This is a genomic window from Poseidonocella sedimentorum (assembly GCF_900116005.1).
Lineage (GTDB): Bacteria > Pseudomonadota > Alphaproteobacteria > Rhodobacterales > Rhodobacteraceae > Poseidonocella > Poseidonocella sedimentorum.
Window position 1 is genome coordinate 42,547 of the sequence record NZ_FOYI01000008.1, and the last position, 25,053, is coordinate 67,599.

27 protein-coding genes are annotated in these 25,053 nt (G+C 67.5%); 11 read left to right on the forward strand and 16 right to left on the reverse strand.

The features are described 5' to 3' along the window. Positions 1-6: 6 nt before the first annotated feature. Entirely contained in the window at positions 7-468 is a 462-nt protein-coding gene (locus BM353_RS12065) for an Lrp/AsnC family transcriptional regulator (RefSeq protein WP_092081215.1), read from the reverse strand. A gap of 147 nt (positions 469-615) precedes the next feature. Between BM353_RS12065 and cysG the strand changes: the two genes are divergently transcribed. Together cysG and BM353_RS12075 are read left to right on the forward strand one after the other, a co-directional pair. Beyond that, positions 616-2,010 carry a siroheme synthase CysG gene (gene cysG, locus BM353_RS12070; RefSeq protein WP_092081217.1) on the forward strand — a complete coding sequence of 465 codons (1,395 nt, stop codon included), beginning with the start codon at positions 616-618 and terminating at the stop codon, positions 2,008-2,010. A 111-nt stretch (positions 2,011-2,121) separates the two neighbouring features. Further along, entirely contained in the window at positions 2,122-2,931 is an 810-nt protein-coding gene (locus tag BM353_RS12075) for a ferredoxin--NADP reductase (RefSeq protein ID WP_092081219.1), read from the forward strand. 39 nt (positions 2,932-2,970) lie between these two features. Here the strand turns inward: BM353_RS12075 and BM353_RS12080 are convergent, their stop codons facing one another. The 6 genes from BM353_RS12080 to BM353_RS12105 all read right to left on the reverse strand — a co-directional run bounded on the left by BM353_RS12080 (position 2,971) and on the right by BM353_RS12105 (position 8,820). Continuing rightward, positions 2,971-3,870 carry a UTP--glucose-1-phosphate uridylyltransferase gene (locus BM353_RS12080; RefSeq protein WP_092081221.1) on the reverse strand — a complete coding sequence of 300 codons (900 nt, stop codon included), beginning with the start codon at positions 3,868-3,870 and terminating at the stop codon, positions 2,971-2,973. 301 nt (positions 3,871-4,171) lie between these two features. Continuing rightward, positions 4,172-4,819 (reverse strand): ABC-type transport auxiliary lipoprotein family protein, encoded by a 648-nt coding sequence (locus BM353_RS12085; protein WP_177220545.1) that lies wholly within the window; start codon positions 4,817-4,819, stop codon positions 4,172-4,174. Positions 4,820-4,827: 8 nt separating this feature from the next. Further along, complete coding sequence (locus BM353_RS12090; RefSeq protein WP_092081225.1) at positions 4,828-6,546, reverse strand: MlaD family protein; 1,719 nt, start codon at positions 6,544-6,546, stop codon at positions 4,828-4,830. A gap of 22 nt (positions 6,547-6,568) precedes the next feature. Continuing rightward, positions 6,569-7,372, reverse strand: coding sequence for an ABC transporter ATP-binding protein (locus BM353_RS12095; protein ID WP_092081227.1), 804 nt, complete (start codon positions 7,370-7,372; stop codon positions 6,569-6,571). Next, positions 7,369-8,514: an ABC transporter permease gene (locus tag BM353_RS12100; RefSeq protein WP_092081229.1), complete on the reverse strand. Its 1,146-nt coding sequence runs from the start codon at positions 8,512-8,514 to the stop codon at positions 7,369-7,371. Before BM353_RS12100 ends, BM353_RS12095 begins: the two co-directional genes overlap by 4 nt. Positions 8,515-8,568: 54 nt before the next feature. Next, positions 8,569-8,820 (reverse strand): accessory factor UbiK family protein, encoded by a 252-nt coding sequence (locus BM353_RS12105; RefSeq protein WP_092081231.1) that lies wholly within the window; start codon positions 8,818-8,820, stop codon positions 8,569-8,571. Positions 8,821-8,912: 92 nt separating this feature from the next. On the opposite strand from BM353_RS12105, the gene lgt reads away from it, so the two are divergent. Genes lgt through pgeF form a run of 3 tightly spaced genes read left to right on the forward strand, consistent with a single transcriptional unit; the run spans position 8,913 to position 11,619 of the window. Then, positions 8,913-9,806, forward strand: coding sequence for a prolipoprotein diacylglyceryl transferase (gene lgt / locus BM353_RS12110; protein WP_092081233.1), 894 nt, complete (start codon positions 8,913-8,915; stop codon positions 9,804-9,806). Next, complete coding sequence (locus tag BM353_RS12115; RefSeq protein WP_092081235.1) at positions 9,803-10,867, forward strand: class I SAM-dependent methyltransferase; 1,065 nt, start codon at positions 9,803-9,805, stop codon at positions 10,865-10,867. Before lgt ends, BM353_RS12115 begins: the two co-directional genes overlap by 4 nt. Then, entirely contained in the window at positions 10,864-11,619 is a 756-nt protein-coding gene (gene pgeF / locus BM353_RS12120) for a peptidoglycan editing factor PgeF (protein ID WP_092081237.1), read from the forward strand. Before BM353_RS12115 ends, pgeF begins: the two co-directional genes overlap by 4 nt. 15 nt (positions 11,620-11,634) lie before the next feature. Here pgeF and BM353_RS12125 read toward each other — a convergent pair whose 3' ends face one another. Next, entirely contained in the window at positions 11,635-12,135 is a 501-nt protein-coding gene (locus BM353_RS12125; protein WP_092081387.1) for an Lrp/AsnC family transcriptional regulator, read from the reverse strand. Between the two features lie 193 nt (positions 12,136-12,328). On the opposite strand from BM353_RS12125, the gene trxB reads away from it, so the two are divergent. Then, the gene (trxB, locus tag BM353_RS12130) at positions 12,329-13,273 is read left to right on the forward strand and encodes a thioredoxin-disulfide reductase (RefSeq protein WP_092081239.1); all 945 of its coding nucleotides are present in this window, start codon (positions 12,329-12,331) and stop codon (positions 13,271-13,273) included. 192 nt (positions 13,274-13,465) lie between these two features. Then, complete coding sequence (locus tag BM353_RS12135) at positions 13,466-15,184, forward strand: bifunctional sulfate adenylyltransferase/adenylylsulfate kinase (RefSeq protein ID WP_092081241.1); 1,719 nt, start codon at positions 13,466-13,468, stop codon at positions 15,182-15,184. A gap of 138 nt (positions 15,185-15,322) precedes the next feature. On the opposite strand, the gene BM353_RS12140 is transcribed toward BM353_RS12135, so the two are convergent. Both BM353_RS12140 and BM353_RS12145 read right to left on the reverse strand, forming a co-directional pair. Beyond that, a complete protein-coding gene (locus tag BM353_RS12140) occupies positions 15,323-15,550 on the reverse strand; it encodes a DUF1150 family protein (protein ID WP_092081243.1) in 228 nt (75 codons plus the stop codon). A gap of 4 nt (positions 15,551-15,554) precedes the next feature. Next, positions 15,555-15,968, reverse strand: a complete 414-nt coding sequence (locus BM353_RS12145) for an Hsp20 family protein (protein ID WP_092081389.1) — start codon at positions 15,966-15,968, stop codon at positions 15,555-15,557. A 157-nt stretch (positions 15,969-16,125) separates the two neighbouring features. Between BM353_RS12145 and BM353_RS12150 the strand changes: the two genes are divergently transcribed. The 3 genes from BM353_RS12150 to BM353_RS12160 all read left to right on the forward strand — a co-directional run bounded on the left by BM353_RS12150 (position 16,126) and on the right by BM353_RS12160 (position 17,974). Then, positions 16,126-16,350, forward strand: coding sequence for a YdcH family protein (locus tag BM353_RS12150; protein ID WP_092081245.1), 225 nt, complete (start codon positions 16,126-16,128; stop codon positions 16,348-16,350). A 72-nt stretch (positions 16,351-16,422) separates the two neighbouring features. Further along, positions 16,423-16,911, forward strand: coding sequence for a 5-(carboxyamino)imidazole ribonucleotide mutase (purE, locus tag BM353_RS12155; protein ID WP_092081391.1), 489 nt, complete (start codon positions 16,423-16,425; stop codon positions 16,909-16,911). Further along, positions 16,904-17,974: a 5-(carboxyamino)imidazole ribonucleotide synthase gene (locus BM353_RS12160; RefSeq protein WP_092081247.1), complete on the forward strand. Its 1,071-nt coding sequence runs from the start codon at positions 16,904-16,906 to the stop codon at positions 17,972-17,974. The genes purE and BM353_RS12160 overlap by 8 nt, the downstream gene beginning before the upstream one ends. A 3-nt stretch (positions 17,975-17,977) precedes the next feature. Here the strand turns inward: BM353_RS12160 and upp are convergent, their stop codons facing one another. The 6 genes from upp to hisD form a co-directional block, all read right to left on the reverse strand. After that, a complete protein-coding gene (gene upp / locus BM353_RS12165; protein ID WP_092081249.1) occupies positions 17,978-18,610 on the reverse strand; it encodes a uracil phosphoribosyltransferase in 633 nt (210 codons plus the stop codon). Beyond that, positions 18,607-19,593, reverse strand: a complete 987-nt coding sequence (locus BM353_RS12170) for an adenosine deaminase (protein WP_092081251.1) — start codon at positions 19,591-19,593, stop codon at positions 18,607-18,609. Before BM353_RS12170 ends, upp begins: the two co-directional genes overlap by 4 nt. Continuing rightward, a complete protein-coding gene (locus tag BM353_RS12175) occupies positions 19,590-20,801 on the reverse strand; it encodes a phosphopentomutase (RefSeq protein ID WP_092081253.1) in 1,212 nt (403 codons plus the stop codon). Before BM353_RS12175 ends, BM353_RS12170 begins: the two co-directional genes overlap by 4 nt. Further along, entirely contained in the window at positions 20,801-22,111 is a 1,311-nt protein-coding gene (locus BM353_RS12180) for a thymidine phosphorylase (protein WP_092081255.1), read from the reverse strand. The genes BM353_RS12175 and BM353_RS12180 overlap by 1 nt, the downstream gene beginning before the upstream one ends. Further along, a complete protein-coding gene (locus BM353_RS12185) occupies positions 22,112-22,501 on the reverse strand; it encodes a cytidine deaminase (RefSeq protein ID WP_092081257.1) in 390 nt (129 codons plus the stop codon). 85 nt (positions 22,502-22,586) lie between these two features. Continuing rightward, positions 22,587-23,900, reverse strand: a complete 1,314-nt coding sequence (hisD, locus tag BM353_RS12190) for a histidinol dehydrogenase (protein ID WP_425439417.1) — start codon at positions 23,898-23,900, stop codon at positions 22,587-22,589. An 82-nt stretch (positions 23,901-23,982) separates the two neighbouring features. Here hisD and BM353_RS12195 point away from each other — a divergent pair, with 82 nt between their 5' ends. Continuing rightward, the gene (locus BM353_RS12195) at positions 23,983-24,945 is read left to right on the forward strand and encodes a LysR family transcriptional regulator (protein WP_092081259.1); all 963 of its coding nucleotides are present in this window, start codon (positions 23,983-23,985) and stop codon (positions 24,943-24,945) included. Positions 24,946-25,053 lie beyond the last annotated feature (108 nt).

A 25,053-nucleotide genomic window follows, 5' to 3' on the forward strand; every position in this document is an offset into this window, starting at 1 on the left:
GGGTCTCTAAAGCGGGAGTGCGGTGGTCGATTTGATCTCTTCCATCGACAAAAGCGCGGTCACATTGTGCACCCGCACCTCAGAGATCAGCGCTTGGTAAAACGCGTCATACGCCCGCGCGTTCTTGACCCGCACCTTCAGGATATAATCGATATCTCCCGCCAGCCGATGCGCCTCCATCACCTCGGGCCGCGCCTGCAACGCCTTGAGGAATTTCTGTTGCCAGTCGGCATCATGCTCCGAGGTCCGGATCAGCACGAAGAAACACGCCTCGAACCCAAGCGCCTCCGCATCGAGCACAGCCGTGGTCGGCCCGATGATTCCCGCCTCGCGCATTTTGCGGATCCGGTTCCACACCGGCGTCTTCGAACTGCCTACAATCTGAGCAATCTCGTCCAAGGATTGATCAGCGTTCTTTTGCAGCTCGGCGAGGATTTTCCGGTCGAGGTCGTCAATGCGAACCGCCATGTGCGATTTCCTTGAATGGGGGAAACTATTTCCCGCGCTTTTGCGCGATTTCCAGAATGAACCGCCTTATTTGCGCCGGTCACTGGCGTTCAGGCGGGAATATTTCCTATATTTGCGAGCAAGTCAAACCTCGTTACCGTCGGCGCCATGAACCATTTTCCGATATTCCTCGCGGTCGAAGGCCGCCGGATCGTGCTCTCGGGCGGCGGCGACGCAGCCATCGCGAAACTGCGCCTGATCCTCAAGACATCCGCGCGGATCACGGTCTTCGCGCCCGCCCCCGCACCGGAGATCGCAGCCTGGGCCGCCGAGGGCAAGTTGCGCCTCGAACGGCGCCCGATGGACAGCGGCGATGCGCTCTGCGCCGCGCTGTTCTACGCCGCCGACGAGGATGACGCCGAGGACGCCCGGACCGCGGCCATCGCCCGCGCCGACGGGGCGCTCGTCAACGTGGTTGACAATCTTCAGGACAGCCAGTTCATCACCCCCGCCATCGTCGACCGCGACCCGGTCACCGTGGCCATCGGGACGGAGGGCGCCGCGCCCGTGCTCGCCCGCGCGATCAAGGCCGAGCTGGAAGAGCGGTTGCCCGAACAGTTGGGCACTCTGGCGCGCATCGGCAAGCTCTTCCGCAAGGCCGCAGAGGCGCTGCCCTTCGGTCGCGCCCGCCGCGACTTCTGGTCCGACTACTATTTCGCCGCCGGCCCCCGCGCCATCGAACGCGGGGCCGAGGCCGTGCCGTCCGCGCTGGAACGGCTCCTCGACGATCACCTCAACCGCGAGGCGCGACCTGGCCATGTCGCCTTCGTCGGCGCCGGCCCGGGCGATCCGGAACTGCTCACGCTGAAGGCGCGCAAAGCGCTGGACGAAGCCGACGTGGTCATCCATGACCGTCTCGTCACCGCGCCGATCCTTGAGCTTGCCCGCCGCGAGGCGATCCTGATCGACGTCGGCAAGGAGGCCTACGGCCCCTCGACCGCACAAGAGGATATCAACGCCCTGCTCGTCCAGCATGCACGTGAGGGCGCGCAGGTGGTGCGGCTCAAATCCGGCGACGCGACCATCTTTGGCCGACTGGACGAAGAGATCGAGACGCTGGAGGAGGCCGGGATCGGCTGGCACATCGTGCCCGGCATCACCGCCGCCTCCGCCGCGGTGGCGAGCATCGGGCAGTCCCTCACCCGCCGAGGGCGCAACGCATCGGTGCGGCTCCTGACCGGGCATGACATGACGGGGTTCGCCGATCACGATTGGGCCACGCTCGCGCAAGCCGGGCAGGTCGCCGCGATCTACATGGGCAAGAAATCCGCGCGTTTCGTTCAGGGCCGGCTCATCATGCACGGGGCCGACCGGGAAACCCCCGTCACCTTCGTCGAAAACGCCTCCCGCCCCGATCAGCGCATCGTCGCTTCCACGCTGGGCCGCATGGCCGATGATCTCGCCGCCGCGGATCTTTCCGGCCCGTCGCTCACCTTCTGGGGCCTCGCCCCGCGCGAGACCGAAGCCCGCCTGCAGGAGATCACGTCGCAGGAGCTTGCCTGACGCGGCATCGCCGCCACCTCCTTCGGCCTTTGGGGTTGCCGTCCGGGCGAGAGCCTGTATGCAAGGTGGCCAGTTGCGGCCCTCTGCCGCGCCGCCCATGGAAGACCCTCCGTGACCCACGCCGATCCGCGCCCCGCGCTCACCCTGCCCGACGCCCAGACCGTGACCGAGGTCCGGCACTGGACGGACCGCCTCTTCAGTTTCCGCACGACCCGCCCGCCGAGCCTGCGCTTTCGGTCCGGGGAATTCGTGATGATCGGGTTGCTGAAGGAGGACGGCCGGCCGCTGCTCCGCGCCTATTCCATCGCCTCGCCCTCATGGGACGATGAACTCGAATTCTATTCGATCAAGGTGCAGGACGGCCCGCTGACATCCCGGCTGCAACACATCCAGCCGGGCGATCAGATCATCCTGCGCCCCAAACCGGTGGGCACGCTTGTTCATGACGCTCTGCTGCCGGGCAAACGGCTCTGGCTCTTTGCGACCGGCACCGGGATCGCGCCCTTCGCCTCACTCCTGCGCGATCCGGAGACCTTCGAGACCTATGATCGCGTCATCCTGACCCACACCTGTCGCGAGGTCGCCGAGTTGGCCTATGGGCGCGAGTTGATTGACCATCTGCGGTCGGACAACATGATGCAGGAGCTGCTGGGCGATCTGTCCGGCAAGCTCAGCTACTACCCCACGACGACGCGCGAAGAGAGCGCGAAGATAGGGCGGATCACCGATCTTCTGAAGGACGGGACGCTGTTTGCCGATCTTGGCGTCGCGGATTTCGGGCCGGAGACGGATCGCGCGATGGTCTGCGGCTCGCTCGGGCTGAACACAGACCTGAAGGCGATTCTGGAAAGCCACGGGCTGCGCGAGGGCGCCAACTCGGAGCCGGGGGAATACGTTGTGGAGAAAGCCTTCGTCGGCTGATGCGGCGGGCGCATCAACCGACGCGTTTCAAGGCAGGGTTTATTCCGCGGCCAGATCGGATGCGGGCACGGGCGTGAACTCGGCGATTACCTGATCGAAGGCCGGATCCTGGCTCGCAAGCTTGAGCGTCGCGCGCAGCATGCCCTCCTTGGAGCCGCAATCGAAGCGCTGACCGCTGAAGTGGAAACCGGCGAGACCGACACGGCCGATCCCGCGCGCGATCGCATCGGTGAGCTGGATCTCGCCGCCGGCGCCGGGCTCTTGCGTGCGCAGATCGTCAAAGATGCTTTCGTCCAGAACATAGCGCCCCACGACGGCGGTGTTCGACGGCGCGGCTTCGGGTTCGGGCTTCTCGACCATGCCGAGCGCGCGGCTGACCTCCCCCTGACGGTGGCTCACCTCAAGGATGCCATATTTGTAGACGTTCTCGCGCGGCACATCCATCGCCGCAACGATATGCCCGGCGACACCGGCCTCATGGGCTTCGATCATTTCCGCGAGGCAGCCTTTTTCACCGAGGATCAGATCGTCGGGCAGGACCACGGCCACCGGGCCGGGCAGCGCCTGCTCGGCGGCGCAGAGCACCGCGTGGCCAAGGCCGAGCGGCTCATGCTGCATCACGAAAATCGCGTCTTCGGAAGAGTCGTCGATGCAGGCCGCATCGAGCTTGTCGGCGATCTTGTCCTTGCCCTTGGCGCGCAGTTGGGACGACAGCTTTGCGTCGGCGGAGACATAGCGCTCGATCGCGCCCTTGGAGGGGTGCGAGACGAAGATCATACGCTCGATCCCGGCCGCGCGGGCCTCGTCGATCGCATATTGGATGAGCGGCGTGTCGATGACCGGCAGCAGTTCTTTCGGCGTGGCCTTTGTCGCAGGGAGGAAGCGGGTTCCGAGACCGGCAACGGGGAAGATCGCCGTTCTAACCTTGGACGAGTGCATTCAATTAACTCCTTCGGCAAATGGGTTGTGCTGCTGTGCAGCGTCAATTCCAATCTAGTTCGGTTCAAGTAACAGCAAAGTGGTGAAATCCACCGGGAAAACGTGAGATTGTCTCGTCAAGACTCTGTTTACCCCAGCTAAGCCTTTAACAGTTATCGTTTTTTCGAAGTAGGGTTAATTCTGCACTGCGGCGTGAAATTTTGGCGTCAACTTTGTGACTGCGGCAGAAACCCGCGCAGTTGCTCAGCATTTAAGCGAAAATATGTCGAAAGCGGCCGGAATGCGGCGCGATTTCAAGCGATTACCCGCCCGCCTGCCGCACCCCCGCGCCCAGGTTGGAGAGCACCCAGGGGCCAAGCTCGCCGAAGAGTCGGCTCATTGCCTGATCAAGCGCGGTCACCACGGCCGTGGCACTGGTCCCGGAGGTGGGGACGGCGGCGGAGAACACGCGACGACCAAGCACGGCGGCATCATCCTCGCGCACAAGGGTCGCGATCAGGCCGATGCGTGCAGTTGCAGCATTTTCGCCCGTCAGACCCTCCCGGGGCCCAAGCTCGGCCTCGAGATCGGTCAGCTCCGTCAGCAGCGCGTAGTCCCCGACCGCCGCCAGCGGGCGGCGACCGACGAAGCGAAAGCCGCCGGTGGCCTCGAACCGCCGCACCAGCACGGTGCGGATCATGTCCGGCGCCTCGTCGGTCCAGCGGGCCCCGGGCAGGTATTGGGCCTCCAGCGGGGAGGGGCGGATCAGGATGCGGTCCGTGGCGAGGGCGCCCGACACGGTCACGGCCTCGATGGTCAGATCCCGGTTCAGCTGCCGCGCTGCGCCGACGCCCGCACCGCTTCCGCGCAGCTCGTAGGCGTTGAGCGATTCGGAGGCCTGAGACAAGGTGTTGAGCGCCTCACAGCCGGGCAAGGCCAGCAGAGCGCAGAGCGTCAGGATACGGAGCATGTGAGGCCTCATCGTCTGAATTCCGGCGTTTCGCGGCTAAGGAAAAAGCGGGCGGGATCGCGCTCGATGCGCTCCACGAGCGATTCGAGCGTGGCGACCAGTTGGCGCGTTTCCTGTCCGAGCCGGGTGAATTGCGGCAACCCTGCGGCGAGGAAATCGTCCAGCGGGCCGCGTGCGTCCCCGGTGATGCTGGAGACATCGGCGAAGGCGGTTCGGGCGGCGCTGGCCGCGGCGCGCACATCGGCCGTGATCGTCGGGATGTCATCGGCGACGGCGGCGATGGCGCCCTCGATACGGGTGATCGCGGCGCGCAAATCGGCGGTGATCGCGCCGACATCCTCCTCCAGCACCCGGTCCGCGCTGGTGAAGGCGCGTTCGGCGGCCGAGAGGGTCTTGTCGGATGTGGTGAGCACCTGATCGAGCAGGCCGAGGGTTTCGTTAGCCCGCTGAAAGCTCCGGGTGACGGAGGTCAGGGTTTCTTCGGCGCGGTCGGTCAGCCCGTCCACCCGGCCGGAGGCGCGGCTGAGATCGGCGCCGATCGTCTCGATATCGGAGCGGGCGCTGGCGATCGTCTCGCTCAGATCGGTCATCAGCAGCGGCAGATCCTCTTCGACGGTCGCGGCGATCCCGTCCGCGGCGGTGCTCGCCTGCGCCACGAGCGCGCGCGCCTCTTCGACGAGCAGGTAGCCGTCGCCCTCCAGCAGTTCCTCGAAGGTCACGGCGGCGCTGTCGACCGAATCCAGCGTCTCGACCAGATCCACGATCATCAGATCGGTGGAGCTCAGCAGCTCCTGTGCCTCGCTCAGACGGTCGCTCGCCTCAACCCCGGCCTGGGCCCAGGCATCGAGCAGCACGGTCGCTTCGGCGGAGAGGATCAGGGTCTGCTCGCGCAGGGCGCCGGAGGTGTCGGCGATCTCCGCGATGGCCCGGCGCACGTCATTGCCCAGCACTTCGTCGGCGGTGCGCAGCGTGGTTGTCCCGGCCTCGAAGGCGACCTCGGCCTGTTCGGAGACGTTCTCGATGGCGAGCAGGGCGCCATCGGCGAGGCTCAATGTGCTCTCCACCGCGCTGGTGATGCCCTCCAGCTCGCCGGTAAAGCGCGCGATTTCGGACACGGAGGTGCCCACGTCTTCCGCCACGGTGGCAAATTCCGAGAGGGTCCGGTCGAACTGGCGCGAGGCGGAATTGAGGTTGCCGAGGATCTCCTCCACCGCCCCGCGATTTTCCTCCGACAACAGCGCATTGAGCGATTCCGTCACGCCGATCGCCTCCTCCAGAAGCCGTGGCGCGGCCTCGCTCAGGTTCTGCAGCAGCGACCGGCCCGCGGTGATCTCGGGGACCGTGCCGCGCGCGACGGAACGCAACAGCGGGTTTTCCGGCGTGCCCGAGGTGATCCCGACATAGCCGACCCCTGTCACGCCCTGGGACTCGATGGAGGCCACGCTGTCGGTGCGGATCGGCGTGCCCGCCTCGACCTCGATCCGCGCGCGCACCAGCCCGTCGCCACGATCCGAGAGCTGGATCTGCACCACCTGCCCCACCGAGAGGCCGGCAAACCGCACGTCGGAGGCGCGATCAAGGCCGGAGACATTGTCGAAATAGACATCGTAGTAGGAGAATTGCCGGTCGAGCTCGGCCTTCGAGAACCAGACGAAAAAACCCATCAGGCCCAGAAAGCCAAAGAGCGTGAAGGCCCCGATCAGGATGAAGTTTGCGCGCGTTTCCATGGTGTGCCGTCTCTATCCTGTTCTATTCTGCCGCCGAGGCAAGGGCTGCGCGCGCGCGGGGGCCGTGAAAATACTCATGCACCCATGGATGATCGACCTCAAGCATCTCCGCCATGGTGCCGGTCACGAGGACCTTTTTCTCCGCCAATACCGCGATCCGATCGCAGCAGGCGTGCAGGCTGTCGAGATCGTGGGTGACCATGAAGACGGTGAGGCCGAGCGCGCGGCTCAGGCGGCGGATGAGGCGGTCGAATTCCGCCGCGCCGATGGGGTCGAGCCCGGCGGTGGGCTCATCGAGAAAGACGATGTCTGGATCGAGTGCGAGCGCGCGGGCGAGGCCGGCGCGTTTGCGCATTCCGCCCGACAGCTCGGACGGGTACTTGTCGCCCGCGAAGGGCGGCAGGCCCGAGAGCGCGATCTTGAGATCGGCCAGAGCGTGGCGGGTCTCGTCGTCGAGCCGCGCGGTCTCGGCCCCGCCGGCGGCGACATCCCGCAGCGGCACCTCGACGTTTTCGCGCACGGTGAGCGAGGAAAAGAGCGCCCCGTCCTGAAACATGACGCCCCAACGGCGGCGCAGCGCCTGGCGCTTGTCCTCATCATGCGTGCGGGCATCGACGCCGAGAACCTCGATCTCCCCGGCGGCGGGTTCCTGCAGGCCCACGATGGTGCGAAGCAACACCGATTTGCCCGTCCCCGAGCCGCCGACCACGCCGAGCACCTCGCCGCGATAGACATCGAGATCGAGCCCGTCATGGACGACCTGGGTGCCGAACTGGTTGCGAATGCCGCGCAGGCGGATCACCACCTCGCGCTCCGCCCCGCTCATATCCCGAGCTCCGCGAAGAAGATCGAGAAGAGCGCATCGGCGACGATGACCATGAAAATCGCGGCCACCACGGCCCGCGATGTCATCATGCCCAGCGATTCCGCGTTGCCCTTGACCTGCATCCCCGCATGACAGCCGACGATGCCGATGATGAGCGCGAAAAACGGCGCTTTGACGAGGCCGACGAAGACGTGGGAAATATCCGTCCCCTCGACGAGCCGGGTGCGGAACATGGCGGGCGAAATGCCAAGCTCGATCCACGACATGAACATGCCGCCGATGAGGCCCGACACGTTGGCGATGAGGCCGAGGATCGGGAGCATCAGAAGGAGCGCGAGGATGCGCGGCACGATCAGCGCATGGGCCGGATCAACCCCGAGCGCGCGCATCGCATCGACCTCCTCGCGCATTTTCATCGAGCCGATCGCGGCGGTGTAGGAAGACGCGGTGCGCCCCGCGACGATGATCGCCGTCAGGAGGATCCCGAGCTCGCGCAGCACCGAGATCGCGATCAGATCGACCACGAAGACCTCTGCCCCGAACTGGCGCAACTGTGTCGAGCCCTGAAAGGCGAGCACGATGCCGATGAGGAAGGCCATGAGCGCGACGATGGGCACCGCCTTGAGGCCGACTTCCTGGCAATGGTGGACGAGCGCGGTGAGGTGAAAGCGGCTTGGGTGGCGAATCGAGACGGCGAGGCGCTGGAGGAAAATCCCGAGGTAGGCGATCAACTCGCCCCCGGTCCGCGCGCTCCCGACCACGGCGCGGCCGATCCCTTCGAGCCGGTCCGCCATCGAGCGGCGCGGGGCCGGGTCATCCTCGGGGGGCGCGAGGGCCGTGTCCACCGTTTCGAAGATATCGGCATGTGGCGGCTTGAGGCCGATGAGCTCAGCGCCTTCCACCCGCCTGCGGTACGTGGCGAGCGCCCATGCGCCGGCGGAATCGAGCCGCGACAGATCGGACAGATCGATGCGCCGCGCGCCGCTTTGCAAGGCCGCCTGAAGCTCGGCAAGGTTGGACAGGGTCGCAGCGCCCCTCAGGCACAGCGCGCCATCCACCTCGCGCGACGAAAACGCCGCGTCCGCGGGATCATCCCGGCGGGCGGCGTGCGCTTCGGCTGTGGTGTCGGCGATCGAACCCATGGCGCGACCCTAGGACCGCCCTTCGGCAATGACCAGAGCCCGCGCGGCCCCGGCTCAGTCCGTCGAAGCCTTGGCCTCTAGCGCATCGAGCCGCGCCTTGAGGGCTTCGTTCTCCTCGCGCGCTTTCTGCGCCATGGCGCGGACCGCGTCGAATTCTTCCCGAGTGACGAGATCGCGCTCGGCCAGCCAACGGTCGAGCAGCGATTTCATCGCCGTCTCCGCCTCCTGCCGCGCGCCCTGGGCCACGCCCATGGCATTGGTCATGATCTGCGAGATGTCGTCCATGATCTTGTTGCGCGTCTGCATAGCTCACTCCGTGTCTGGCGTGCTCCTTATATGGGGCGTCCGGCCCCGGTCACAAGGTTGACTTCCCCGCCGACCGTGAGCAGACAAGCGCCATGCTGGCCGCGATCCCCTTTCCAGAGCTGTCGCCCGAGATCTTCACGATCCGTCTGGGCGAGTTCGCCTTTTCACTGCGCTGGTATGCTCTGGCCTATATCGTCGGGCTGTTGATCGGTTGGCGCACGGTGGTGGGGCTGATGCGGCGCCCGTCCCTGTGGCCCGCGTCGCGCGCACCGATGGCGCCGACACAGGTCGAGGACCTGCTCTTCTGGATCATCCTCGGCGTGATCCTGGGCGGTCGGCTCGGCTTTGTGCTCTTCTATCAACCCGATTTCTACCTCCAGAACCCCGCCGCCATCCTGCGTCTTTGGGAAGGCGGAATGGCCTTTCACGGCGGGTTTGCGGGCGTCGTCATCGCCGCCCTGCTCTATTGCCGCCGCCATGGCATCCCCGCGCTTTCGCTGGCCGATGCGCTCGCGCTCGCGACGCCGCCGGGGCTTCTGCTGGGGCGGCTGGCGAATTTCATCAACGGCGAGCTCTGGGGCCGGCCGACCGAGGCGCCGTGGGGCGTGGTCTTTCCCGGCGCGCTGGCACAGGAGTGCGCGGGCGTCGTCGGCCCCTGCGCGCGCCATCCCTCGCAGCTCTACGAAGCCGCGCTGGAGGGGCTGATCCTCGGCGCATTGCTCTGGGCCCTCGTGCTGGGCGCCTCCGCGCTCAAACGCCCCGGCCTGCTGACCGGTGTCTTCCTTCTGGGCTACGGGCTCGCGCGCGCCGCGGTCGAGCTTGTCCGCCAGCCGGACGCCCAGTTCGCCGGGCCGGGCAACCCGGTCGGCTACGCGCTGCAACTGGGCGAGGCCGGGCTGACCATGGGCCAGATCCTGACGCTCCCGATGATCCTCGCCGGGCTCTTCCTCATCGCCCGCACGCGGCCCGGCTCCCGCCTCGCATGAGCCCGCTCGAAGAGCATCTCCACCGCCGCATTGCCTTTGACGGGCCGCTCACGGTCGCGGCGTACATGCAGACCTGCCTGCTCCACCCCGAACACGGCTACTACACCACGCGCCAGCCGATCGGCGCGGAGGGCGATTTCACCACCGCGCCGGAGATCAGCCAGATGTTCGGCGAGCTTGTGGGGCTCGCGCTGGCGCAATCCTGGCTCGATCAGGGCGCGCCGGAGGCGTTCACCCTGGCCGAGCTTGGCCCCGGCCGGGGCGTGCTGATGGCCGATGCGCTGCGGGCAACGCGCGGGGTGCCGGGGTTTCACGCGGCGCTTCGGCTGCATCTGGTGGAGGTCTCGCCCCCACTTCGCGCCGTCCAGAGCGCCGCGCTGGCCGGGTTTGATCCCGTGTTTCACGAGAGCGCGGAGAGCCTCCCGGAGGAAGCGCCGCTCCTTGTCATCGCCAACGAGTTCTTCGACGCCCTGCCGGTTCGGCAATTCCTGCGCTCCGGCGCGGGATGGTGCGAGCGGTTGGTCGGCGTCTCGGACGGGCGCCTGAGCTGGGGGCTTTCGCCGCCGGGCCCACAGCCCGAGCTCGACCATCGCCTCGCGGGCAGCGCCGAGGGCGACATGGTGTCCTGGTGCCCCGCCGGCGCGCGCATCGCCGCCGAGATCGGGCGCCGGATCACGGCCCGGGGCGGCGCCGCGCTGATCATCGATTACGGCGACTGGCGGGCGACGGGAGACAGCCTTCAGGCGATCCACGCCCGGGAAAAAGCCCCGCCGCTGGCGCATCCCGGCGCGGCGGACCTGACCGCCCATGTCAGCTTCGAAGACCTCGCCCGCGCCGCGCCCTGCGCTCATTCCGGCCCCGTCCCCCAAGGCGTTTTCCTCGAGGCGCTCGGCATCACCGCCCGCGCCCGAAGCCTCGCCGGCAATGCCGGGCCAGCCGCCGCCGATGCCGTGGCCGCCGCACATCGGCGCTTGACCCACCCCGGCGAAATGGGCTCATTGTTCAAGGTACTCGCCCTCCACTCACCCGACGCACCACCACCACCGGGGCTCGCCTCATGACTTTGGAAATTCTGACGTCCGACACCCTCGCGCCCGTGCAACACGGGTTCTTCACCCGCCGTGGCGGCGCGTCTTCGGGGGTGTTCGCCGGGCTCAACTGCGGGCGCGGCTCCTCTGATCAATCCGATATCGTGAGCATCAATCGCGCGCGTGTGGCCGAGGCGATGGGCGTGGGCACCGAGGCGCTCGCCGGTGTGCATCAGGTCCATTCCGCGAGCGTCGTGCACCTGCGGGAGTCGCCGTCCGAGCCGCCGCGCGCCGATGCGATCGTAACCGATGTGCCGGGGCTCGCGATTTCGGTGCTGACCGCCGATTGCGCGCCTGTCCTCTTTGCCGACCGGGACGCGGGCGTCGTGGGGGCGGCTCATGCGGGGTGGCGCGGCGGGTTCGACGGGGTGCTGGAAGCGACGCTGGAGACGATGCAATCGCTCGGCGCGCGGCCCGAGCGGACCACCGCCGTCATCGGCCCGACCATCAGCCAGCGCGCCTATGAGGTCGGCCCGGAATTCTTCGAGACCTTCCTCGACGAGGACCGCGACAACGCGCGCTTCTTTGCCGGGGGCGCGGGCGACCGGATGCAGTTTGACCTGCCCGCCTTCCTGCTCCACCGGCTGCGCGCGGCGGGCATCGGCGAGGCGGAATGGACGCGGCATTGCACCTATTCGGACGAGGAGCGATTCTACTCCTACCGTCGCAGCGTCCATCGCAAGGAAGCGGATTACGGGCGGCTCATCGCGGCGATCCGTCTCTGACGCCGGCGCTCCGGTTCAGGCGGTCTTGCTGAGCCGATCCTCAAGGACCTCGAAGGGCACGCCGGGCTCATCCTTGGCCACCCGGATCACCAACGACGTCTTGACGCTGCCCACGTTGGGCGCGGTCAGAAGCTGCGAGGTCAGGAAGGACTGGAAGGTGCTGAGGTCGGGGGCCACGCATTTGAGCATGAAATCCACCTCGCCGTTGAGCATGTGGCATTCGCGCACCAGCGGCCAATCACGGCAGAGCGCCTCGAAGGCGCTGAGATCGCCCTCGGCCTGCGACTGCAGCCCGACCATGGCGAAGACGCGCACCTCGAAGCCGAGCTCGCGGCTGTCCACATCCGCATGATAGCCGCGGATGAACCCCGCCTCCTCCAGCGTGCGCACCCGGCGCAGGCAGGGCGGCGCGGAGATCCCCACGCGGCGCGCAAGCTCCACGTTGGTCATCCGGCCATCGGCCTGCAGCTCCGCCAGAATTTTTCGGTCGATCGGGTCCAGTCGAGACGTTGGCATCGTCATCCTCGGTTTTTCCACAAGTTAACCCAATGCGCGCAGGGGCGCAATTAAATTTCACCCGCGCGCAATTTCATTATCGCAGCCGGCGGGCTCGGGTTTCGGCCGTCGCATGGGGGCCATGCGCATCTTTCAACGGCCGGTCACCGGGGCTATATGGGCCGCGGACACGCGAAGGAAAGGCGAGACACACATGGCGGATACACGGCACACGAAGGTTCTGATCATCGGGTCGGGGCCCGCGGGCTACACGGCGGGCGTCTATGCCAGCCGGGCCATGCTGGAGCCGATCCTCGTGCAGGGGATCGAGCCGGGCGGTCAGCTCACCACCACCACCGAAGTCGAGAACTGGCCCGGCGATACCGAGGTGCAGGGGCCGGACCTGATGGTGCGGATGGAGGCCCATGCCAAGGCGATGGGCTGCGAGATCATCGGCGACATCATCACCGAGCTCGACGTCGAGAGCCGCCCCTTCACCGCCACCGGCGATTCGGGCACGACATACACCGCCGATGCCGTAATTCTCGCAACGGGCGCGCGGGCGAAATGGCTCGGCCTGCCCTCGGAAGACGCGTTCAAGGGCTTTGGCGTGTCGGCCTGTGCCACTTGTGACGGGTTTTTCTACCGCGGGCAGGAGATCGTCGTGATCGGCGGCGGCAACACCGCAGTCGAGGAAGCGCTGTTCCTGACCAACTTCGCCTCCAAGGTCACGCTGATCCACCGCCGCGACACGCTCCGCGCCGAGAAGATCCTGCAGGACCGGCTGTTCAAGAACCCCAAGATCGAGCCGCTCTGGTTCCACGAGCTTGACGAGGTTGTGGGCGAGGACACTCCCAAAGGGGTGACCGCCGTGCGCGTCCGCCACACCGAGACGGGCGAGATCACCGAAATCCCCTGCAAGGGCGTTTTCGTGGCCATCGGCCATGCCCCTGCGAGCGAGCTCGTGAAGGACAAGCTGGAGACCCACATGGGCGGCTACGTCAGGGTCAAGCCCGGCAGCACGGCGACCTCCATTCCGGGCATTTTCGCGGCGGGCGATCTGACCGACCACATCTATCGTCAGGCGGTCACCAGCGCGGGCATGGGCTGCATGGCCGCGCTCGACGCCGAACGCTTCCTCGCCGAACAGGAAAGCTGAGCGCGGCGGGGCGCCCCGGTCGCGCCCCGCGCCATACCCCCGCCGCATGGCGGGTTTCTGTCCATCGGCACGCGTTTTCGACACCCGACCCTTGCCTTTCGCGGCGAGTGTGGGCAAAGCGGCACCCGAAACCGCCCCAAAGGCCCGCCGATCCGCGATGGGCCTCTTTTTTCTCTACGTGAGGTCATTTGCATGTCGATGAGCCCCAATCTCGCCCCTGTCCCCGAGCTGTTTGTTTCCCACGAATCCGCGCTGAAACTGAAAGTCGAGGCCGCGGATCTCGTGAGCTGGGATCTCACGCCGCGCCAGATCTGTGATCTGGAACTGCTGATGAACGGCGGCTTCAACCCGCTCAAGGGCTTCATGAGCGAGGCGGATTACGACGGCGTCGTCGAGAACATGCGCACCGCAGACGGCCACCTCTGGCCAATCCCGATCACACTCGACGTCAACTCCGCCTTCGCCGAAGCGCTCGAAATCGGGCAGGATATCGCGCTGCGCGACCAGGAAGGCGTCATCCTCGCCACCATGACCGTGACCGACCGCTGGGCGCCGGACAAGGCGCGCGAGGCCGAGAAGGTGTTCGGGGCCGATGACGATGCCCACCCGGCGGTCAACTACCTGCACAACACCGCGGGCGAGATTTACCTCGGCGGCCCGGTGACGGGCATCCAGCAACCCGTCCATTATGATTTCCGCGGTCGCCGCGACACGCCCAACGAGCTGCGCGCCTATTTCCGCAAGCTCGGCTGGCGCAAGGTCGTCGCCTTCCAGACGCGCAACCCGCTGCACCGCGCGCACCAGGAGCTGACCTTTCGCGCCGCGCGTGAAGCCCAGGCCAACCTGCTGATCCACCCGGTCGTCGGGATGACCAAACCGGGCGACGTGGACCACTTCACCCGCGTGCGCTGCTACGAGGCCGTGCTCGACAAATACCCCAGTGCGACCACGACCATGAGCCTTCTGAACCTCGCCATGCGCATGGCCGGCCCGCGCGAGGCGGTCTGGCACGGGCTGATCCGCCGCAACCACGGCTGCACCCATTTCATCGTCGGCCGCGATCACGCCGGCCCCGGCAAGAACTCAGCCGGCGAGGATTTCTACGGCCCCTATGATGCCCAGGATCTCTTCCGCGAGCATCAGGACGAAATCGGCATCGAGATGGTCGATTTCAAACACATGGTCTACGTCCAGGAGCGCGCCCAGTACGAGCCCGCCGACGAGATCGCCGACAAGGATGACGTGACCATCCTCAACATCTCGGGCACCGAGCTGCGCCGCCGTCTGGCCGAAGGGCTGGAAATTCCCGAATGGTTCTCCTTCCCCGAGGTTGTCTCCGAGCTGCGCAAGACGCGCCCACCGCGCGCGCAACAGGGCTTCACCGTGTTCTTCACCGGCTTCTCCGGCTCCGGCAAATCGACCATCGCCAACGCGCTCATGGTCAAGCTGATGGAAATGGGCGGCCGCCCGGTGACGCTGCTCGACGGCGACATCGTCCGCAAGAACCTCAGCTCCGAGCTCGGCTTCTCCAAGGAGCACCGCGACCTCAACATCCGCCGGATCGGGTTTGTGGCCTCCGAGATCACCAAGAACGGCGGTATCGCCATCTGCGCGCCCATCGCGCCCTATGCCACCACCCGGCGGGCCGTGCGCGAGGACATCGAGCAGTGCGGCGCCTTTGTCGAAGTCCACGTCGCGACCTCCATCGAGGAATGCGAGCGGCGCGACCGCAAGGGGCTCTACAAGCTGGCGCGCGAGGGCAAGATCAAGGAATTCACCGGCATCTCCGATCCCTATGACGTGCCGGTGAATCCCGAGATTCGCCTCGAGACCGAGAACGTGGACGTGGACAACTGCGCCCACCAGGTGATCCTCAAGCTCGAGCAGCTCGGCCTCATCGCCGGGATGTGAGCCTTCGGGCCGATCCATGCTCCGCGCCCCGGCCTCTCGCCGGGGCGCTTTGCGTTTGGGGGGAGAGAACGAGAAGAGCCGCCGGCGGTTACGCGCGGCGGCTCTGGTCTTTGCGGGTCTGTGAAACGCGCTGCGCGGTCAGTGGACCGGAACGGGCGCGAGGTCGTGATGGCGTGCGAGCATGAAGGCCGCGTCGCGGTCTGTCACGATGGCAAGCCGCTCTCCGGATTCGCTGTGCACGGCATAAAGCTTGGTCACGTCCTCGATCTGGTGCCGCACGCCGGCGGGCAGATCGTCCAGCTCGACCTCGCGGACGTAGACGATCCGCGAGCCCTCGTCTTTGATGATGTCAATTGGTGTCTGCATGGTCCTACCCCCGATTGATGTTGATGGTCTGCACCACGCTTTCCGGGCGGGCCTGATTGAGATCGACATGCAGCAGCCCGTTTTCAAGCCGCGCCTCGCCCACCTCAACCCCGTCGGCCAGCACGAATGAGCGCTGGAACTGCCGCGCGGCGATCCCCCGATGGAGAAAGACGCGATCGTCCGCCTCGTCGCCCTGACGCCCCCGGATCACAAGCTGGCGGTCCTCCAGCGTGATCGACAGGTCTTCCTCGCGGAACCCGGCCACGGCGAGGGTGATGCGGAAGGTGGTCTCGGAGCTTTGTTCGATATTATAAGGCGGGTAGCCTTCGTTGCCGCTCTTGGCGGTGCGCTCCACCAGCCTCTCCAACTGATCAAAGCCAAGCAGGAAGGGGTGCGAGCCCAGGGTCAGTTTCGTCATCGACAGGTCCTTCAAAAAGCGACTGTACATTCGTGGCCCCTGAAAGCGGCGACCACGGGCAAGATATGGGCATCAACCATGGTTCGCGCAAGACCTTTGCGCGACGGGCGCAAGCTGATAAAAGGAGCTGTTCAACAAGGCCGGAGCGTAGCAAGGGATGAATGCGCAGAACGATATTGCGATGAAATCCGACGAGGTGCTGCGCGTGGAGCTGGAAGTTTTCCGCCGCGAACACCGCGATCTGGATGAGGCGATCGAGGCGCTGGCCGACCGTGGGACGGGCGATCAGTTGACGCTGCAACGGCTCAAGAAAAAGAAGCTCTTCCTCAAGGATCGCATCCGCCAGATCGAAGACCGGCTCTATCCCGACATCATCGCCTGAGCCGGGCCCCGCGCCATTGCATCGCCCCGCCGCCCCCTGCTAAGCGGTTGACCAGACAAGATGGAGGGGCGCATGGCGGGCGCACAGGTGGGCATCATCATGGGGAGCCAGTCGGACTGGCCCACAATGAAACAGGCCGCGGAGATTCTCGACGAGCTGGGCATCGCCTATGAGGCCCGGATCGTCTCGGCGCATCGCACCCCGGACCGGCTGTGGGATTATGGCAAGACCGCCGCTGCGCGCGGGCTCAAGGTGATCATCGCCGGCGCGGGCGGGGCGGCGCATCTGCCCGGCATGATGGCGTCCAAGACGCGCGTGCCGGTTGTCGGTGTGCCGGTCCAGACCAAGGCGCTCTCGGGGGTGGACAGCCTCTATTCCATCGTCCAGATGCCCAAGGGCTTTCCCGTCGCAACCATGGCCATCGGCGCGGCCGGTGCGGCCAACGCCGGGCTCATGGCGGCTCAGATCCTCGCCACCGCGGATGCCGATCTCGCGGCCCGCGTCGACGCGTGGCGCGCGGCGCTTTCAGCGTCGATCCCGGAGGCCCCAAGCGATGACTGAGCCCCTCCCCGCCGGCGCGATCATCGGCATTCTCGGCGGCGGCCAGCTTGGCCGGATGCTCAGCGTCGCGGCCAGCCGCATGGGCTATCGCACCCACATCTTCGAGCCCGGCGGCACCCCGCCGGCGGGCGATGTGGCCCACGCGGTCACCACCGCCGCCTATGACGATCTGGACGCGCTGCGCGGCTTTGCCGAGGCAGTCGACGTGATCACCTTTGAATTCGAAAACATCCCCACCGCCGCGCTCGACCTGCTCGACACCCTGCGTCCGATCCGGCCCAACCGCCGAGCGCTGGCCGTCTCGCAGGACCGGCTGGTGGAAAAGGCTTTCCTGAGCGATCTGGGTCTCGGGACGGCGCCGTACGCGGCGGTCGATGACGCGGTGGACCTCGCCGAGGCCGTCGCCGAAATCGGCCTGCCCGCGATCCTCAAGACGCGGCGTTTCGGCTATGATGGCAAGGGCCAGGCGCGGATCATGACCGAGGCCGAGGCGGCGCCCGCGCTGGAGGCGATGGCCGGCGCGCCCTCGATTCTCGAAGGGTTCGTCGACTTCACCCACGAGGTTTCCGTGATCGCCGCGCGCGGCGCGGACGGGCGCCTCGCCTGTTTCGACCCCGGCGAAAACGTCCACCGCGACGGCATCCTGCGCACCACCACCGTGCCCGCCACCCTGACGGACGCGCAGCGCGCCGAGGCGGTCGATATCGCCGCGCGCATCCTCGACAAGCTCGACTATTGCGGCGTCATGGGGGTGGAGCTCTTCGTCACGCCCGAGGGGCTTCTGGTCAACGAAATCGCGCCGCGCGTGCATAATTCGGGCCACTGGACGCAGAACGGCTGCACCGTCGACCAGTTCGAGCAGCACATCCGCGCCGTGGCCGGCTGGCCCCTTGGCGACGGGTCGCGCTATGCGGATGTCCAGATGGAGAACCTGATCGGCTCGGATATCGAGAAGGTCGCGGACTATGCGACAGACGCGTGCGCCGCGCTGCATCTTTATGGCAAGACCGAGGTGCGCGCGGGGCGCAAACTCGGCCATGTGAACCGGGTTACGCGCCGCTAGGCGTCACTTCGTCCCGAACATCCGGTCGCCCGCATCGCCGAGCCCCGGCATGATGTAGCCCAGATCGTTGAGCCCATCGTCCAGCGCGGCGGTCACGATCGGCACATCCGGATGCGCCTCCTTCATCCGCGCGACACCCTCGGGCGCGGCCAGCAAGCACAAAAAGCGGATGTTCTTGGCGCCCGAATCCTTGAGCAGCTGCACCGCCGCCGCCGAGGAATTGCCCGTCGCCAGCATCGGATCGACCGCGATCACCACCCGATCCTCCAGCGCCTCGGGCACCTTGTAGTAATACTGCACCGGCTGCAGCGTTTCCTCGTCGCGGTACAGGCCGACGAAGCCGACCCGCGCCGAAGGGATGAGCTCCAGCACGCCGTCCAGCAGCCCGTTGCCCGCGCGCAGGATCGAAATGAGCGCGAGCTTCTTGCCGTCGAGCGTCGGCGCGTCCATCGCCTCCATGGGCGTTTCAATCGGCTTGGTCGTCATCGGCAGCTCGCGGGTGATCTCATAGGCCAGAAGCTGGCTGATCTCGCGCAAAAGCTGGCGGAAGACGGCCGTGGAGGTGCTCTTCTCGCGCATGATGGTCAGCTTGTGCTGGACAAGCGGGTGGCGGACAACGGTGAGATGCTCGGTCATGATGGGTCCCAATGTTTGGCGATGCGGGCGCGTGTGTCGTCGTCGCAAAAGGCGGCGTCAAGCGCAATGCGGTTGAGCGCGGCGAAATCCTCCTCGCCCCAGCCGAAAGCGCGCTCGAGCTCATCGTATTCGCGCGTCATGGTGGTGTGGAAGAAGGGCGGATCGTCGGTCGAGATGGTCACGCGGACGCCGGCCTCGCGCAGCTTCGCAATCGGGTGCGCGGCGAAGGAGGGCACGACCCCGAGCGCCACGTTGGATCCGGGGCAGACCTCCAGCACGATGTTTTTCTCGATAAGCTCGTCGATGAGGCTTGCATCCGAGATCGCCTGCACCCCGTGGCCGATGCGCTCGACGCGCAGGTCGCGGATCGCCTCGCGCATGCTCGCCGGCCCGCCCCATTCGCCCGCGTGGGTCGTCAGCCGAAGTCCGGCTTCGCGGGCCATGTCGAAGGCATAGGCGAAATCGCCCTGATGGCCCATCATCTCGTCGCCGCCCATGCCGAAGCCGGTGATCCAGTTCCCCGCCGTTTCCGCCGCGCAGCGCGCCGAGGCCTTGGCCTTGTCGGGCCCGAAATGGCGCACGCAGGTGACGATGCCGCGCAGGGTGATGCCCATCGCGCGCTCGGCCGCCTCCGCCGCCTCCTGCATCGCGTGGAGGTACTCGCGCCAGGCCGCCAGATCGCCGCCGCCGCAGAAGTCCGGGCTGATGAATGTCTCGGCATAGACAACGCCGTTCGCCGCGCATTCTTCCAGAACCGCCGTGGTCAGCCGCGCGTAGTCCCGCGGCGATTTTAAGACCTCGGTGGCGGCCTCGTAGACCGAGAGGAATTCGTTGAAGGTGCGATAGGTGTAGTGCCCCGCCTCGTCGAAAACGCCGGTGAGATTGACCGATTTCTCCTGCGCGAGCCCGCGGATGAACCCCGGCGGCGCGGCACCTTCGATGTGCAGGTGCAGCTCGATTTTCGGCACGTCGCGATAACTCATAGAAAACTCCGTCCCGGCCCTTGCGCGGGCACGCCAAGATGCGCGGCGACGCTCGCCGCCACGTCCGCAAACATCACTTGCCCCGCTGAGCCCACGCCGCGCCCGGCGATCAGCACGGGGACGCGCTCGCGGGTGTGATCGGTCCCGGTCCAGCTCGGATCGTTGCCATGATCGGCGGTCAGGAGCAGCATGTCGCCGTCGCGCAGTTTCGGCAGGAGCCGCCCGATCTCGCCATCGAACCATTCCAGCGCGCGGGCATAGCCCGAGATATCGCGCCGGTGGCCGTAGAGGCTGTCGAATTCGACGAAATTGGCGAAGGTGAGGCTGCCGTCCTCGGCCTCCTCCACGAGATCATGCAGATGCCCCATAAGCACCTCGTCGCTGCCTTTGCGCAGCTCGTCGATCCCGGTCATCGAGAAGATATCGCCGATCTTGCCGATGGCATAGACATGGGCGCCCGCCTCCTGCACCCAGTTGGTGAGGAGCGGCGCGGGGGGCTCGATCGCGAAATCCTTGCGGTTTCCGGTGCGGGCAAATCCGTTGGTCTCATCGCCGAGGAAGGGGCGCGCGATCACGCGGCCGACCTTCATCGCATGGAGCATCGGCGCCAGCGCGCGGCACATGTCGTAGAGCCGCTCCAGCCCGAAAGCCGCCTCATGCGCGGCGATCTGGAAAACGCTGTCGGCGGAGGTGTAGCAGATGGGGCGCCCGGTGCGCAGGTGCTCGGGCCCCAGCTCATCGACGATGACGGTCCCGGAAGCATGGCAATTGCCGAGAATCCCGTCGGCCCCCGCGGCCGCGATGGCGGCGTCAATGACCTCTTGCGGGAAGGAGTTCTGCTTGTCGGGAAAGTAGTGCCAGTCCCAGGGGACGGGCAGCCCGGCGAGCTCCCAATGCCCCGAGGGCGTGTCCTTGCCCGGGCTCGTCTCGGTCGCGGCGGCCCAGAACCCGGTCGGCGCGGCGTCGAGCCCCGGGGGCTCGAGCCCGCTGGCGAGGGCGGTGGCGCGGCCGAGCCCGAGCGCGCTGAGCGTGGGAAGCCGGAGCGGGCCGCTGCGCCCCTCCTCGGCCTCACCCGCCGCGCAGGCCCGGGCGATATGGCCCAGCGTGTTGGCCCCGGTGTCGGGCACGCCATCGTTGAAGAACGACGCCGCATCCGGCGCGCCGCCGATGCCGACGCTGTCCATCACGACGAGGAAGGCACGGGGCATCAGCTGATCCTTTCGACAATGAGGGGCGGCAGGTCTTGCGCGCCGCCCGCCAGAGTGATCGCGCCCGAAACCGCGCTGGCGGCGGCAGCTGCGGCGTCTTCGCTGGCGGCGTGCACCCGCGCGAGCGGCTGGCCCTTGGCCACGGTCGTGCCGAGCGGCAGCACGGCGGAAAGCCCGACGGCGGGGTCAATCACGTCGCTCTCGACCTGCCGCCCGCCGCCAAGCGCGACAACCGCGAGCCCGAGCGCTTCGGCGTCCATCCGCGCGATGATCCCGGTCGCCGGCGCGGGGACATCGCGGATCACCGGCGCGCGGGCGAGATGCGCCTCGGGCCGCTCGATCAGGTCCGCCGGGCCGCCCATTGCGGCGATCATTCGGGCAAACCGGTCCGCGGCGGCGCCGCTCTCCAACGCCGCGCGCAATTGCGCCGTCCCCGCTGCGGTATTCGCGGCAAGCTCCCCGGCGACCAGAAGCTCTGCCCCGAGCGCGAGGGTCACGTCCAGCAGCGGACCCGCCCCCTCGCCGCGCAGCACCGCGATGCATTCGGCCACTTCGAGCGCGTTGCCGAGCGCAGGCGCGAGCGGCTGGGACATGTCGGTGATGAGCGCGCTGGTCGGGCAGCCGGCGGCCTTGGCGGTACTGACCAGCGATTGCGCGAGGGCGCGCGCCTCCTCGGGCCCTTTCATGAAGGCGCCGGAGCCGGTCTTGACGTCGAGCACAAGCGCCTCCAGCCCGGCGGCGAGCTTCTTGGCGAGGATCGAAGCGGTGATGAGATCGAGGCTCTCCACCGTGCCGGTCACGTCGCGGACGCGGTAGAGCCGCTTGTCCGCCGTGGCGATTTCGCTTGAGGCGCTCACGATCGCCGCGCCGGCCTCGCCGACCACCGCGCGGAACCTCTCTTCGGAGAGCGCGGTGCTCAGGCCCGGGATGGCTTCGAGCTTGTCGAGCGTGCCGCCGGTGTGGCCAAGGCCCCGGCCCGAGATCATCGGCACATAGGCGCCGCAGGCCGCGAGAGCGGGCGCAAGCAGGAGCGAGACGCAATCGCCGACGCCGCCGGTCGAGTGTTTGTCGAGCACCGGGCCCGGCAGGTCCCACCGCAGCACATCACCGGTATCGCGCATCGCGAGCGTGAGCGCCGCGCGCGCCTCGGCCCCCATCGGAGCGCGACAGATGCCCATGGCAAAGGCCCCGGCCTGAGCGTCGCTGATCGAGCCGTCGGCCAGCCCGGCGGCAAACCACGCGAGTTCCTTGGGGCTGGGCTCCTCGCCCTCCCGCAACCGGCCCAGAACCTGACGCGCGCCGAGGGGCACTCAGCGCACCATATGCGCGCCGGTGAACGCTCCGGGGAGCAGCTCGGCAACGGTCATGGTCCGGCTGGCGCCGCCGGTGGTCGCGAGCGTGACGGGCACGTCGGCTGCGGCGAATTCCTTGAGCTTCTGGCGGCAGCCGCCGCAGGGCGGCACCGGCTCGGGGCTCTCGGCAACGACATAGGCCTCCGTGATCCGCGTCTCGCCCGCCGCGATCATCGCCGCAATCGCCCCCGCCTCGGCGCAGGTGCCCTCGGGGTAGGCCACGTTTTCGACATTGCACCCCGCGTAGATCGCGCCCGACGCGCCGCGCAGCGCGGCACCGACCTTGAACTTCGAGTAGGGCGCATAGGCCTTGAGCCGGACCTCTTCGGCAGCTTCCTTGAGCGACATGGCTCGCCTCCTTCAACGTATCGCGCCGAGTTGACCGGTATTGCCGGGAATTGGCAAGGGGCGTTGCGGCAAAGGGCGGGCGGGATCAGCCGCTGCGCCGCGCGCCTTCCGCGCCACCGTAGCGCGCGATGCGGATGTCGGCGGTGCGGGCGTGGCCCTCCATCCCCTCGAGCCGGGAAATCGCCGCCGTCGCCTGCGCCAGCTCGCCCACCGCCTCGGGCCGCGCCCGGTGCCAGGTGACGACCTTGAGGAACTTGAGGACCGAGAGCCCCCCGGTATAGCGCGCCGCGCGTTCGGTGGGCAGAACGTGGTTGGGCCCGGCCGCCTTGTCGCCGAAGGCCACGGTGGTCTCCTCGCCCAGAAAGAGCGCGCCATAGGCGGTCAGCCGCGCGCGCCAGTACTCGAGATCGGCGGCCTGCACGTGGAGGTGTTCGGGCGCGATCACGTCGGCGGCGCGGGCCATGTCCTCGCGGGAGGTCACGAGCAGCACCTCGCCGAGCGCCGCCCAGGCCGCCGCCGCCGCCGCGGCATTCGCCTCCGGCAGGCTGGCGATGAGCGCAGGACTCCGGGCCATCACCGCCTCCGCCAGCGGCGCGTGATCCGTCACCAGCCGCACTGGCGACGTCTCCCCGTGTTCGGCCTGCCCGATCAGATCCCAGGCGACGAAGTCCGGATCCGCGGTCCGATCGGCGAGGATGAGCGTGTCGGTGGGCCCGGCGACCATGTCGATCCCCACCGAGCCGAAGATCTGGCGCTTGGCCTCGGTCACGAAAGCGTTGCCGGGGCCGACGATGATATCCGCCGGCGGCGCCCCAAAGAGCCCGCCCGCCATCGCCGCGACCGCCTGTACCCCGCCGAGCATGAGCACCGTATCGGCCCCCGCAAGCTGCATCGCGAAGAGGACCGGGGCGGGGATCGCGCCATCGCGCGCGGGTGAGGCGGCGATCACATGGGGCACCCCGGCGACCCGCGCGGTGGTGATCGTCATCAGCGCGGAAGCCACATGCGCATAGCGCCCGCCGGGCACATAGGCCCCGGCCACGTCGAGCGGGATGACCCGCTGCCCGGCCATGAGCCCGGGGCGGAGCTCGGTCTCGAATTCCCGCAGGCTCGCGCGCTGCGCCTCGGCAAAGGCGCGGATGTTCTCATGGGCATAGCGAATGCGCGCCCGGACCTCCTCGGGCACCGTGGCCACCGCGCGCGCGATCTCCTCGGGCGGCACCACGTAGGGCCCGGAGTGGCCGTCGAGCGCCTTGGCATAGTGGCGCACCGCGTTCTCCCCCTCCCCGGCGATGCGGGCAAGCATGATCTGGACGGTGTCGGAAACATCGCGCATCGAGACGGGCGCGGCATCGGCGAGCCGCTTGAGCGCGGTGGCAAAGGGCAGGTCAACGGGCATCGGCGGGCTCCTTGATGCGGCCGCGGCCTTGACCGGCGGGGCGGCTCAATTCACAAAAGACAAATCTGGCGGAGGATGAGTCATGTTGATGAAGGGCGTGAGCTTGCGCGGGCTGGAGGTCTTCGAGGCCCTGGCCGAGAGCGGCTCGGTCGCGCTCGCCGCCGAAGCGACCGGGCTCAGCCAGCCCGCCGTGTCGCAGCAATTGCGCAATCTCGAAGCCGCGCTCGGGATCGACCTGATCAACCACGGCCGCCGCCCGATGCAGCTGACCCCGGCGGGCCGGACTTTCCTCAGACGGGTCGAGACCGTGCTGAGCCAGCTGCGCCTCGCCCAGAACGAGCTCACGGTCATGGACCTGTCGCACCTGACCGCGCTCAACCTCGGCGTGATCGACGATTTCGACAATGACCTGACGCCCCGGCTCGTCACCCTGCTGGCCGAGAATCTCACCCGGTGCCACTTCAAGCTGATCACCGCGCCGAGCCACGAGATCACCGCCGCGCTCGTCGAGGGGCAGCTCCACATCGCGGTTTCGGCCAGCACGGGCGCGGTGGTGGATGGAGTCGTGGAATACCCGCTTGCGCGCGATCCCTTCATCCTCGTGGCGCCTAAAGGCTTGTTGCGCAAGGAGGATCCGGTCGCGAGCCTCTCGGCCCTGCCCTTCCTGCGGCACGACCGGGCCCAACTCATCGGCCGTCAGATCGAAGCCCAGCTTGCCCGCCAGAAGATCCACTTCCCCGAGCGGTTCGAGATCGGCCCGCACCTGTCGCTGATGACGCTGGTGGCCCGCGGCGTCGGCTGGACGATCACCACCCCGATGGGCTACATGCGCGCCGCGCGGATGCATCAGGATCTCGCCGCGCACCCGCTCCCCTTCAAACCCTTCGCCCGCCAGATCAGCCTCTTTGCCAGCACCGACTGGGCCGAGCGCGTGCCCCGCGATGTGGCCCGCACGATGCGCAACCTGCTGCTGGCGCAGGTGATCACCCCGGCGCAGGAGGCGCTGCCCTGGCTCGGCGATGAGTTGCGTATTCTCGAAGGCTGACGGCATAGGCGGCGCGCTCTCTTTGCTCTGAAACCGGGGGGCACGCCCTCACCAAGGGCCCGGCACGCGCCTCTGGCAAGGGGGCAGAGCGCCCATTCACGAAACGGG